The 12,917-nt window shown below is 45.1% G+C and carries 10 protein-coding genes and 1 pseudogene; 6 read left to right on the top strand and 5 right to left on the bottom strand.

Annotation, left to right across the window (positions count from 1 at the left end):
* The 3 genes and pseudogenes from FTU72_RS10555 to thrC all read left to right on the top strand — a co-directional run.
* A pseudogene (locus FTU72_RS10555) lies at positions 1-92 on the top strand (IS5/IS1182 family transposase); the annotation flags it as partial.
* Positions 93-241: 149 nt separating this feature from the next.
* Positions 242-1,546 carry a homoserine dehydrogenase gene (locus tag FTU72_RS10550; RefSeq protein WP_005233480.1) on the top strand — a complete coding sequence of 435 codons (1,305 nt, stop codon included), beginning with the start codon at positions 242-244 and terminating at the stop codon, positions 1,544-1,546.
* A 57-nt stretch (positions 1,547-1,603) separates the two neighbouring features.
* Positions 1,604-2,743 (top strand): threonine synthase, encoded by a 1,140-nt coding sequence (thrC, locus tag FTU72_RS10545; RefSeq protein WP_104426956.1) that lies wholly within the window; start codon positions 1,604-1,606, stop codon positions 2,741-2,743.
* 59 nt (positions 2,744-2,802) lie between these two features.
* Here thrC and FTU72_RS10540 read toward each other — a convergent pair whose 3' ends face one another.
* Entirely contained in the window at positions 2,803-3,855 is a 1,053-nt protein-coding gene (locus tag FTU72_RS10540; RefSeq protein ID WP_034703413.1) for a serine hydrolase, read from the bottom strand.
* A gap of 216 nt (positions 3,856-4,071) precedes the next feature.
* Here FTU72_RS10540 and FTU72_RS10535 point away from each other — a divergent pair, with 216 nt between their 5' ends.
* The 3 genes from FTU72_RS10535 to FTU72_RS10525 are packed head-to-tail and all read left to right on the top strand — an operon-like array spanning position 4,072 to position 7,739.
* Complete coding sequence (locus tag FTU72_RS10535; RefSeq protein WP_005233474.1) at positions 4,072-4,707, top strand: response regulator; 636 nt, start codon at positions 4,072-4,074, stop codon at positions 4,705-4,707.
* Between the two features lie 27 nt (positions 4,708-4,734).
* On the top strand, positions 4,735-6,300 hold the full coding sequence (locus FTU72_RS10530; protein ID WP_180011332.1) for a PAS domain-containing sensor histidine kinase: 1,566 nt from the start codon (positions 4,735-4,737) through the stop codon (positions 6,298-6,300).
* 17 nt (positions 6,301-6,317) lie between these two features.
* Complete coding sequence (locus tag FTU72_RS10525; protein WP_180025475.1) at positions 6,318-7,739, top strand: sigma-54 dependent transcriptional regulator; 1,422 nt, start codon at positions 6,318-6,320, stop codon at positions 7,737-7,739.
* On the opposite strand, the gene FTU72_RS10520 is transcribed toward FTU72_RS10525, so the two are convergent.
* From FTU72_RS10520 to lptF, 4 genes are all read right to left on the bottom strand, one after another.
* The gene (locus tag FTU72_RS10520) at positions 7,740-8,912 is read right to left on the bottom strand and encodes a S41 family peptidase (RefSeq protein ID WP_180052800.1); all 1,173 of its coding nucleotides are present in this window, start codon (positions 8,910-8,912) and stop codon (positions 7,740-7,742) included. It abuts the gene before it with no gap.
* Positions 8,913-8,935: 23 nt separating this feature from the next.
* Positions 8,936-10,483 (bottom strand): 2,3-bisphosphoglycerate-independent phosphoglycerate mutase, encoded by a 1,548-nt coding sequence (gene gpmI, locus FTU72_RS10515; protein ID WP_180015005.1) that lies wholly within the window; start codon positions 10,481-10,483, stop codon positions 8,936-8,938.
* A gap of 124 nt (positions 10,484-10,607) precedes the next feature.
* Positions 10,608-11,678: an LPS export ABC transporter permease LptG gene (lptG, locus tag FTU72_RS10510; RefSeq protein WP_180003801.1), complete on the bottom strand. Its 1,071-nt coding sequence runs from the start codon at positions 11,676-11,678 to the stop codon at positions 10,608-10,610.
* A 2-nt stretch (positions 11,679-11,680) separates the two neighbouring features.
* The gene (gene lptF / locus FTU72_RS10505; protein ID WP_034703425.1) at positions 11,681-12,781 is read right to left on the bottom strand and encodes an LPS export ABC transporter permease LptF; all 1,101 of its coding nucleotides are present in this window, start codon (positions 12,779-12,781) and stop codon (positions 11,681-11,683) included.
* Positions 12,782-12,917: the final 136 nt, after the last annotated feature.

The following is a 12,917-nucleotide window of genomic DNA, read 5'->3' as shown; positions in this document are numbered from 1 at the left end:
TTAGAGGAATAGCTACTCGATATGACAAGCTCAAAAGAAATTATCAAAGTTCTGTTGCCTTAGCCTGTATATTTTTATGGCTACCGTTATAGGGTTAATTATGAACAGTAAGTGTCAACAGACCCTAGTTATTTAACTTTATTTTATAGATGAAGATATTCTGAAATGACCCTAGAGTCAGGCCGCTTTTTTAGCTATGATCTAGGCTCTCGTAAAAAACTGTTTATATTTGGAGTGTGACGTGAAACCAGTTCGTCTGGCAATCCTCGGTCTTGGTACTGTGGGTGGTGGTGCCCTTAAACTATTAAAAGAAAATGCTGCTGAGATTAAACGTCGCACCGGTCGTGAAATTCAAATTACCCATGTTGGTACGCGTCGTCCGCGTCCTGATCTGGATCTACCTGAATCAGTTAAACAAAGTGCAGATCTGCTCGACATCGTACGTCAACCTGATGTAGATGTGGTGGTTGAAGTCATGGGCGGTATTCACCCTGCTTATGAAGTGATTAAAGAAGCCATTTTGCATGGCAAACAGGTCGTAACTGCCAACAAGGCCCTATTGGCTGAACATGGAAATGAACTGTTCAAACTTGCCGATGACAACGCTGTGCAAATTGCTTACGAGGCAGCGGTAGCTGGCGGCATTCCAATTATTAAAGTGATGCGTGAAGGTCTGGCAGCCAACAAGATTGACTGGCTGGCTGGTATCATCAACGGTACAGGCAACTTCATCCTGACTGAAATGCGAGATAAAGGCCGTGCCTTTGCTGATGTACTGAAAGAAGCGCAAGAACTGGGTTATGCAGAAGCAGATCCAACCTTCGATGTAGAAGGCATCGATGCAGCACACAAACTGACATTACTGGCCTCTATTGCTTTTGGTATTCCGTTGCAGTTTGATAAAGTCTTTACTGAAGGCATCAGCAAAATTACTGCACAAGACGTGAAATATGCTGAAGACTTGGGCTTCCGTATTAAACACCTCGGTATTGCCCGTCGTGCTGAAACTGGTATCGAACTCCGTGTACACCCTACCCTGATTCCTGAAGAGCAATTGATCGCTAATGTGAATGGTGTAAAAAATGCAGTTCTGGTTCAAGCCAATGCGGTTGGTCCTACACTGTATTACGGTGCAGGTGCGGGTGCAGGTCCTACAGCTTCTGCAGTAGTCGCAGATGTCGTGGATATCGTACGTGATATTTCTTATACTGAAGATGGTGCTGGTACAATTCCACAACTGGCTTTTGAAAGCTTAAGTGACCTGCCAATCCTGCCACGTGAAGAAATGACGACTGGATACTACATCCGGATCAATGCTGAAGATCAAACCGGAGTACTGGCTGAAGTAACCTCTATTCTAAGCCGCGAAGGCATCAGTATTGATGCAATTCTGCAGCAGTCACGTCTGAAAGATCTTATTCCTATCGTGATCCTGACTGATCCAGTCAAGGAAGCGAAAATGGATGAAGCGTTAAAACAAATTCAAGCTCTTCCTGTCATTCATGGCGAAATTGTACGAATTCGTTTAGAATCGCTTGATAATTAATCGGGTCGAGGGGACACTCTCCCCTTGCCAAGCTCTACACACAATTGGAACATCATCATGTCGAATGCCAATCGTTATACTGGTTTAGTTGACCGCTATCGCGACCGTTTACCAGTGTCTGCAACTACTAAAGCCGTTTCTCTGGGTGAAGGTAACACGCCACTGATTAAGCTTGCGAATATTCCGCGCATTATTGGCAAAAATGTTGAAATTTATGTGAAGTACGAGGGCTTAAACCCGACTGGTTCATTTAAAGACCGTGGTATGACCATGGCGGTAACAAAAGCGGTTGAAGAAGGCTCTAAAGCGATTATCTGTGCTTCTACAGGTAATACTTCAGCTGCTGCTGCAGCTTATGCAGCGCGTGCAGGTATCAAAGCGTTTGTTTTAATCCCAGAAGGCAAAATTGCGATGGGTAAAATGGCGCAAGCGATGATGTATGGTGCGATCACCATGCAAATCCGCGGTAACTTCGATGACGGTATGCGTCTGGTAAAAGAAATCGCTGATAAAGCACCTGTGACGATTGTTAACTCAATCAACCCATACCGTCTGCAAGGTCAAAAAACCATTGCTTACGAAATCGTGGATGAATTGGGCCGTGCACCAGATTACCACTGCCTGCCTGTAGGTAATGCGGGTAACATTACTGCGCACTGGATGGGTTATACCGAAGCGGTTGCAAATCAGCCTGCTGGCGAGTTTGAGCAAGTGGTTTACGACGCTGCTACTGATGCCTTCACTGGTCCTAAACCTGAAGGTCTGCCAACAATGGTAGGTTACCAGGCTTCTGGTGCTGCACCTTTCCTTCGTGGTGCACCTGTTGAAAATCCTGAGACTGTTGCAACTGCAATCCGTATCGGTAATCCACAAAGCTGGAACCATGCGAAAGCGGTTGTTCGTGATTCTAAAGGTTGGTTCGATGAACTGACTGATGCCGAGATTCTGGAAGCGCAACGTCTTCTTTCTATGTATGAAGGCGTATTCGTAGAACCTGCATCTGCAGCTTCAATCGGTGGCGCAATCCGTGACATTAAAGCAGGTAAAATTGCTGAAGGTTCTGTGATCGTGTGTACTGTAACTGGTAACGGTCTGAAAGATCCGGATACTGCGATCAAACAATGTTCTGATGCCGTAATGCTTTCAATTGACGCAACTTTAGAACAGGTTCGTGAATCAATTCTTTCTAATATGTAATTTAGATTGAAATAAAAGGCCCTGCAATTGCAGGGCTTTTTATATGCGCTTAAAAAAGATTAAACACGTTGTTTAGGCAGGCTAGATACCCAAGTCATCAGACGAGTCGCATCATTGGTACGTGCAGCAGTTGAATCCGCACCTAATACCACGACCACCACAGGACGGTTATTCAAGGTGGTGTGCATGACGACACAACGTCCTGCTTCATTAATATAACCGGTTTTAGACAGATTGATATTCCAGCCACCATTACGCACCAGTGAATTGGTGTTGTTGGATTTCAATACACGGTAACCCAGGTTGAAATCATAGCTGGCAGTGGTAGAGAATTGACGGATCAGGCCATACTGTGAAGCGGTATTGACCAGAATCCCCAAATCACGTGCAGAAGACACATTGCCAGGATGCAGGCCAGTAGATTCCATATAGTGGGTTGAATTCATGCCCAGCTCTTTAGCTTTGGCATTCATCTTCGCAATGAAGGCTGCACGACCGCCTGGATAAGTACGCGCCAATGCAGCTGCAGCCGGGTTCTCAGACTTCATCAAAGCAAATAATAAGGCTTCAGCACGATTCATGCTGTCCCCGGCTCTTAAGGTAGAACTTGAGCTCTTACAGCCTGCACAGGAAAAATCAGCCTGTTGCAGGGTAATTTTTTCAGACATATTCAAACGCGCATCTGAAATCACTACTGCAGTCATCAATTTAGTAATCGACGCAATCGGGTAAGCATTATTGGTATTTTTACTGAATAACACTTCACCCGTCTGTGAATCCATCACCAGAGCTGCACGCGCACTTACAGCAGGTTGATTAATAAAATGACTATTATCAATAATCTGCACAGGTTTTGTCGGTACTGGTGCTGGTGCGCCGCCCTGACGAATCGTCGTCGTAACAGTTGCTGAACCTGGTGGTGAAGGTTCTGCAGCAGATACGCTCAAATTATCATTCATGAGCTGATTGACTTCATCAGAAGACCAGCTGATGCTGGATCCGCCCTCTGTTGTGCCAGAATTCATAATGATTTCAGCAAAACTTGTCGTGCTCATGCTGATTAACACGGACAGGCCGAGTAGATGCCTTAAAGACTTGTTTATTTTCTTCACTATTCCTTCACTCAACTAACAGAGGTAAGATTGATTTGCGTATTACCTCTAATATGCCTTACATTTAAACACAATGCCGAACATTTTTTGTTCTTGACACTATGTGATAAGTTTCAGATTTAATCTGCGAATAGGATTGCTAATTTTGTAGTTTCATTGCAAGCTTATTTTGCTTTATGTAACAAAAAAATGATTTTTTAATGAGGGAGAGTCTAGGTGATCACAGTTTTAGTTGTCGACGACCATGAATTAGTTCGTACTGGAATTTGCAGAATGCTGGAAGACCATGCGGATGTTCAGGTGATTGGACAGGCTGAATCTGGTGAAGAAGCAATTACCCTCGTCCGTCAGCATCATCCCAATGTGGTTCTGTTAGATGTCAACATGCCAGGTATCGGTGGTGTAGAAACCACACGCCGTTTGCTACAGACTGCTCCTGAAACCAAAGTTCTTGCGGTCAGTGGCCTGGCTGAAGAACCTTATCCTTCACTATTATTGAAAGCAGGTGCCAAAGGTTATATCACCAAAGGTGCACCTGTATCAGAGATGGTCCGTGCCATCAATAAAGTCATGCAGGGCGGTAAATATTTCAGTGCCGACATTGCTGAACAGCTGGCGAGTTCTTACCTGTCCGATACCCAGCAATCTCCTTTTGACGCACTGTCTGAACGTGAAATGCAGGTAGCCATGATGGTAGTGAACTGTATTAGCGCGCAGGAAATTGCCGACAAGCTGTTTGTAAGTGTTAAAACAGTTAATACTTACCGTTACCGGATCTTCGAAAAACTGAATATCGATAGTGATGTTAAACTAACCCATCTTGCAATGCGCTATGGCCTGATTAAACCTTAATTTAACACTCTGCTTAATGCGGTTCCTATGGCGCAAACATCCAGTTATTCTGAACTGAATCAATATCATCTGGGCCTATGGTATAGCGCCTACCGCCTGATTATCAGCACGGGTCTGTTGCTGATTTTTCTGCTGACTTATCCTGATATGACTACAGATTATCAGTATCCTAAACTCTATCACTATGCCTTAATGATTAGCGTCGCCGTCAATACTGTGCAGCTGTTTACGCTGAGATGGGTAAAGCGCCTGATTCAGCCGCAGTTCATTCTGATTTTTGCCAGCGATGTCTTTTTTCTCAGTTTATTGACCTTGGCCAGTCAGGGTCCAAATGTGCATCTCGGACTGATTTTTGTTATTACCATTTTTTCAGCCTCATTATTGCTCGATGCCAAGAAGGCCCTGATCATCACCCTGATTGCGGTGATTAGTATCATCTACCAGCATTTTATCGGCAGTATTTTTGCCTTTTCCTCGCTTACCAATATCGGGAATAGTGCCCTGCTGGCCTTTTTGTTTTTTGTCGTCTATGGCTCAGGACAAATTGCGGTACGGCGCTTTCAGATTCTGGAAAACCTGAATTTTTCTCAATCGCTGGAACTATATCGCTTACAGAATATTAACCGCTATATTCTGGAACAGATTGAAACCGGCTATCTGGTTTTAGATGAGAATTACCATGTGGTGCTCAGTAATCCGGCTGCCTGTCATCTGCTCGGCATTGAGCCAATGTATGCCCATGAAAGATTTTCGTTATACCAATCTCAAAATGACCTGTTTGAACTGATCCGTTTTGAAAATCTGGAAAATGGCGAGCGGTTTCAATTTGAATCCCAGCAGAGTCGTTATAATATTCACGTGCAGGTACAAAAGCTGATTGTGCCGCACCAGACTCTGACTCTCCTCGTGCTGCAAGATGCCCGTAAACTTAATCAGCAGGTGCAACAGTTAAAGCTTGCTGCTCTAGGCCAGCTTTCCGCCAGTATTGCCCATGAAATTCGCAATCCTCTGGCTGCCATTGTACAGGCCAATGATCTTTATCTCGATTCTGAACCTGAACAGCAACAAGTTCTGCATCAGATGATTAGCCGACAGGCCACCCGGATTGACCGGATTATTCAGGACACCCTGAATATGGTGAAGAATAAAGAAACCCATCCAGTCGTAATTCAGCTGAATGAATTTATACCACTGTTTATTCAGGAAGATTTAGCAGATGTGGCGGACCAGATTCAATTTAATATTGATGTACCACTGGCAATTCAGTTCGATGAAGCCCAGTTACGTCAGATTCTAATTAACCTGATTCGTAATGCCATCCGGCATAATTCACCGGATTCGTCCCATATTCAATTGAATATTCACCCATATGAACATAAGGTATGGATAGATGTCCGGGATTTTGGCTCTGGTGTTGCCACCCATGATCAGGAATTATTATTTAAACCTTTTTTCAGCACGTCTATCCATGGAACGGGACTCGGACTATATTTATCACACAGTTTTTGTGAAGCCAATCAGGCACAACTCAACTACATTTCACAAGAACAGGGCGCATGCTTTCGGATTAGCTGTCAACGTGTGACAGCATAAAAGGAATAAGGGGAAATATTGTGGAACAACAACCACTGGTTTTATTGGTGGATGATGAGGAAGATCTATGTACCCTCATGCAAATGTCATTGATGCGCATGGGAATCCGTACGCATATTGCTCATCGTCTGGAAGATGCAAAAAAATGTCTTAGGGATCATCAATATGATGCCTGTCTGACAGATCTAAATCTTCCTGATGGCAATGGTCTGCAATTACTGGACTGGATTAACCAGCATTCCCCTCACCTTCCGGTAGCTGTTCTAACGGCTTATGGCAATATGGATATTGCTATTGCTGCACTCAAGGCAGGTGCATTTGACTTTGTTAGCAAACCGATCAATCAAAAGCATCTGGAACAACTGCTGCAAAAAGCACTGAATAAACCAGTAGACTATTATCAGAATAATTCCAATGATTCATTAGAACATAAATTGCTGATTGGACAATCTCTGCCTATTCAGCAATTGCGGGTCACCTTGAAAAAAATTGCCCGTTCTCAAGCTCCGGTATTTATTACTGGTGAATCAGGGACCGGGAAAGAAGTGGTGGCCAATCTGGTCCATCGTCTTAGTAACCGCAATGAAGGACCTTTTATCGCGATTAACTGCGGTGCAATCCCGACTGAATTAATGGAAAGTGAACTGTTTGGCCACAAGAAAGGCAGCTTTACTGGCGCGACTCAGGACAAACAAGGACTAATTCAGTCTGCCCATGGAGGTAGTTTGTTCTTAGATGAAATCGCCGAATTACCGCTATCTATGCAGGTTAAACTGTTACGTGCCGTCCAGGAAAAACGCATTCGTCCCGTCGGTTCCGATACTGAAATTGATGTCGATTTCCGTGTCATTAGTGCCAGCCACCAGGATCTCGATGCGCTGGTACAACAAGGCAAATTCCGTCAGGATTTGTTTTTCCGTATTCATGTGATGGATCTGGTCTTACCACCACTGCGTGAGCGTGGTCAGGATATTCTGCTCCTCGCTGAGCATTTTATTCAAAAGATCTGTCAGGAATGGGAGATTCCTGCGAAAAAGCTAACGGAACGGAGTAAAGAATTTTTACTGGAGCAATATTATCCGGGCAATGTGCGTGAACTGCGCAATATCATTGAACGTGCCATTACTTTGAGTGATGAAGACAAGATTGATCTTCAGCATCTGCAAACTGCTCCACTGCGTCATACGGTATCCGTCCAATCAGAAACGGCAAATCTGGCAGAGCCGACCTCATCTACGGATCAGATCATTATTCCCAAGAAACTCCCCGAAGAAGGTCTGGAACTGTATTTAGAAAAGATCGAAAAAGAAATTCTGCTGAATGCTTTGAATCTGACGCATTGGAATCGTACATTGGCCGCCAAAAAACTTGGTATGTCGTTTCGCTCTTTACGTTATCGTCTGAAAAAATTCGGACTGGATACCGAAGAAGAGGAATAATTATTTCTGCAGGAGCAGCAAGTCTGTGACGTGATCCAGATAGCTCTCCTCACGCGCATCCTGACCTAAGGGATAGGTGAAATGTGGCTGAATCCCCTGTCCTTCGATCATATTGCCGCTCGGGCTAAAGTATTGTGATACCGTCATCTGCAAAGCGGAGCCATTGCTCAAAGGAAACAGTTTCTGTACCACCCCTTTGCCATAGCTCTTTTCCCCTACCACCCAGGCACGATTATGTTCTTTCAGAGCAGCAGTAAATACTTCTGCAGCGGAAGCCGAGCGGTTATTAATCAGAATCCCGATTTTCAGGTTCTGAAACTCAATTCCTGGAAGTGCCTGAAATTGCTGATTGCCTTCAGAGCGGCTCTTGGTTGAAACAATAATGCCCTGATTCAGGAACAAATCTGCTGATTCAACAGCCGCCGACAATAAACCACCTGGATTATTACGTAGGTCAAACAGCACTGCTTTCAGGCGATTGCTTGAATAACTTTCAATAATCCGTTTGATTTCATTAGCGGTATCTTGCTGGAAAACTTTGACCTGCAGCACCAGAACTTGATTGCTGTGCAGCGTCGATTTAATCTCGGTATCCACTTTGGTATTGCGGACCAGTGTAATCGGTACACTTTGCGCAGAAAGCTGGAGCGTTAAAGTAGAGCCAATGGCACCGGTTAATAAATCTCGCACTTGCTCACGTTTCAGCGCACTCAAGACCTGATCATCAATCTTGTAAACTGTGACACCATTGCGAAGGCCTTGTTTGGCAGAATCAGCATCCAGACTTAAGCCTTGTACCATCCATTGTTTTAGCTGTGGATTAAAATGCAGATCAAAATCAATACTGGCCAGATCACCTTCAGTATATTCACGCAGCTGTTTATAGTCTTCAGGAGATAAATAGCGGGAATAGCGGTCCAGGCCACTCACCAGACCTTGAATGGCTTGCTGGAAAAGCACATCGTCATTTTTGTCTTGAATATAATTATCTTTGACGATGCCATAAATCTGAACAAATTCCTGGATGGATGTAACAGGAATTTCATTATAGACCTGTTCATCCATTTCCAGTTCATCGAGTGCCATCTCGGTCGAAACAGCACTCCAGGCGGAATGACTCAAACACATCAGTAAGCAGGATAAGACTACAGACTTGCCATGTGTTTTTATCATTCTTATACCTGTTTTATAAAAGATTAAGCGTGCAGCTCAATAAGATTGCGACCCTGCATTTCAGCTGGTACCGGAATTTGCATCAAGTTCAGCAGGGTTGGTGCAACATCAGCCAATACGCCACCTTCTGCGATTGTTGCAGAGCTTGGACCCACATAGATAAATGGAACCAGTTCAGTGGTATGCTGGGTATGCACTTGACCGCTCTGATAATCCTGCATCTGCTCCACATTACCATGGTCTGCAGTAATAATCATATGACCTTTTTTCGCCATCACAGCTTCATAAACTCGGCCTAAGCAAGTATCCACGGCTTCAACGGCTTTCACTGCTGCATCAAATACACCAGTATGGCCGACCATATCACCATTGGCATAGTTCACAACCAGTAGGTCAAACTCGCCTGAATTGATCGCTGCCACCAGTTCATCTGTTACTTCATAGGCACTCATTTCCGGTTTCAGGTCATAAGTCGCAACATTTGGAGATGGGATCAGGATACGTTTTTCACCTGGATATTCATCTTCACGGCCACCGCTAAAGAAGAACGTTACATGCGCATATTTCTCGGTTTCTGCAATACGTAGCTGAGTTTTACCCAGGTTCGACAGATACTCACCTAAAGAATTTACCAGCGCTTCTGGCATATAGGCTACTGGTGCATCAATGGTCGCCTGATAACGGGTCAACATTACGAATTTCGCCAGATTCGGTACAACCTTACGTTCAAAACCGGCAAAATCTTTTTCAACAAAGGCACGAGTCAATTCACGGGCACGGTCAGCACGGAAGTTCATGAATACGACGCTGTCGCCATCCTGAATCTTCACAGTGTCGCCAATGCGAGTCGCTTTTACGAATTCATCTGATTCCTCTGCAGCATAAGCCTGTTCCAGACCTTCAACTGCAGTAGCTGCAGTACGCATTGCTTCACCTTCAGTCAGCAGACGATACGCTTGCTCTACACGATCCCAACGGTTGTCACGGTCCATGGCAAAATAACGACCGATCATGCTGACAATACGACCCTGGCCCGGATATTGAGCAAATAATGCATCCAGTTTTTCTAAAGAGGGTTGCGCACTTTTTGGTGGTGTATCACGGCCATCGAGAAACGCATGCAGATAAACCTGAGCACCGCGTTTTAAAGCCAGTTCAGCCATCGCCACGATATGATCTTCGTGTGAGTGCACACCGCCTTCAGACAACAGACCCATAATGTGGACTGCGCCATTTGCTGCTTTGGCTTTCTCAACCGCATCTACCAGCACTTCATGTTCGAAGAAAGCCCCAGTACGGATATCTTTGGTAATACGGGTAAAGTCCTGATACAGCACACGGCCAGCACCAAGATTCATATGACCGACTTCAGAGTTCCCCATCTGACCATCAGGCAGGCCGACATCTTCACCTGAACCTGAGATCAAACCATGCGGATGCTTTTCCTGCATAGCAGTTAAATTTGGTCGTTTAGCCGCTAAAAACGCATTGTCTTCGACCGCTTCGCGATGACCCACACCATCCATAATCACCAAAACGTGAGGGATTTTGCCAGCAGTTGCATCCGTCATAATGAAATACTCTTTTCGTCTACGAATTAATCGCTCTAGTTTACTGAATTTTGCAAAAAGAGGCCATGACCAGACGATGGTTTAAGCCTCTTGTTGCGATTGATTTCTTCTATTTTCCTGTGGCTTAGCGGGCCCGATGGAGCAAGTAGCCGCCAATAGCAAACATCAGCAAAATAGGAATAAATACAAACCATGCCGGTGACGGCGCATAGACCAGACTGGCATAACCGAGAAAATCCTGCAGATAGAAGAAGCCTAACCCTGCGAATAACGCAATCACCAAACGGAAGCCCATCGATTGCTGACGCAATGGCCCAAAGATAAATGAACAGGCAATCACTACCAGCGCAATCAGGGCAAATGGCGAACCGACTTTCTGCCAGAAAGCCAGCTGATAGGTTTTAGGTACCTGACTATATTCATGCATATAGCTCATAAAGCTCACCAGCTGGCTTGGCGATAAATCTTCCGGATCAATCGTCACCATATGCACATATTTCGGCTGCAAGGCCAAAGCCAGTGGTTGCTCATCATGCTGTACTAGTGTCGCATTGCCATTTTGTAAAATATCAAACTGTTCTGTGCTATCTAGTTTCCAAGCCCCATCTTTGACGAATTCACCCTGCTTGGCATCCAGAGTACCCCGCAGTCGGTAATTGTCATCAAAGTCCAGCATCTGTACATTTTTCAGCTGGCCCTTGGCGTTAGCATAATCAATATAGATAAAGCGATTACCCTCACGCGTCCAGTAACCTTTCACTTCACCAATTTTGACTGGCTTGTTATAGCTTTTGACTGCTTTGGCCTGTTCATTGGTATATGGAATCACCCACTCGCTCAGGGCAAACGATAATACGACCAATAGCAATGCTGAACGGATCACCCAGCCGACAATCCGCCACAGACTGACTCCGACTGAACGCATTATGATCAGTTCACTATTGGAAGCCAATGTACCTAAACCGAGTACCGCGCCAATCAGTGCCGAAATTGGCAGGATTTCATAAAGATAATTCGGTGCCCCCCAGAGTACATATTTCAAGGCATCCCAGGCACCATAGCCTTCTTTCAGGGAACCCAATTCACCTAAATACGTAAATAAGACCTGCAGACCTGAAAGAACAGCGGTTGCCCCAAGCATCGCCAGCGCGGTGGTTCCGGTCACATGTTTGGCAACTATACGACGTGCTAACATTGTTAAGACCTCACTCGCTGAATCCGTTTTTTAATTTTTGGCGCCAAATTCTGTTTACGTGAGAACAATGCACCGGCTATGGCATATATGATCAGGACCAATGGATAAGCCCAAATGCCCATTTCCGCCTTGCTGACCCGGGTTTTGATGGCCATCAGGGCGACGATCAGGCTGGCAAAGATCATCAGTGCCGGGAATAATTTGAGATAGCGACCTTGACGTGGGCTCACTTCAGACAGGGCTACAGACAAAATCAGGGCAATTACAATGGCAAATGGTACAAAGACACGCCAGCCAAGCTCACTGGCTACGACAGGATCCTGACGATTTTTCCAAAGCTGTCCGGTCGGCAAGGCTTCAACTTCATCACTGGCCAGTTCTGCTTCTTTATCACTTTCGATCCGTAAACGATAGCTTTCAAATTCAGCCTGGGTATATTGCGGCGTGCCTGGATAAATTTCATAGCGGCGGCCATTGACGAGATCGACCACATTGGCCGCATCATTCGGCATTTCAATTCGGGTCGCTTCCTGCGCCAGAATCATCACATCTGGCTTGCCTTCTTTTTCCGCACGCTGATAGAAGAAGATATCTTTCAGGTTTTTGCGATCTTCGGATAGATCTCCGGCATAAATGGTATAAGGTCCGGAAGAGATAAATTCTTTGGGCCGAACCAGATCAAAGCCGGTTCGTACTGCCTGCTCACTGGTCAAGGCTTCGAACTGTCGAATCCCCCACGGTGAAGCCCACAACATGAGAAAGCCTTGTGCAAGGAGATAGACCAAAGTCATCGGAATCAAAAGACGTGCCAGCTGATGCCGGCTAATTCCGCTACCATTTAAGACCGCCATCTCATGATCAACATAGAGACGACCAAAGACCAGCATTAAGCCAATAAAGAACCCAAGTGGAAGAATCAAGGTCAGGAATTCAGGCAAACGATAACCAATGATGCTGAACAGGATTCCAGCATCCAGACGCCCCTGTGCGGCCACACCAAAATACTTGATCAAACGACCGCCCATCATGATAAGGGTCAGTAAGGCAATCACCACCAAGGAGGTCGATACCACTTGCTTGACCAGATAACGCCGAATAATCAAATTAGTTCTTCCAAAATGAGCTCCATAAAACGAGTGCTAGTTTACCCGAATAGCAAAAATATAAAACCTAGGTGGCTCTGCCCATTGAAAATCTATTCGGATAAATGTTTCAATGCTTGAATGATTTGCAAATCTA

Source organism: Acinetobacter sp. YH12137, assembly GCF_013418535.1.
Taxonomy (GTDB): Bacteria; Pseudomonadota; Gammaproteobacteria; order Pseudomonadales; family Moraxellaceae; genus Acinetobacter.
This window is presented reverse-complemented; position numbering and strand designations above follow the sequence as displayed.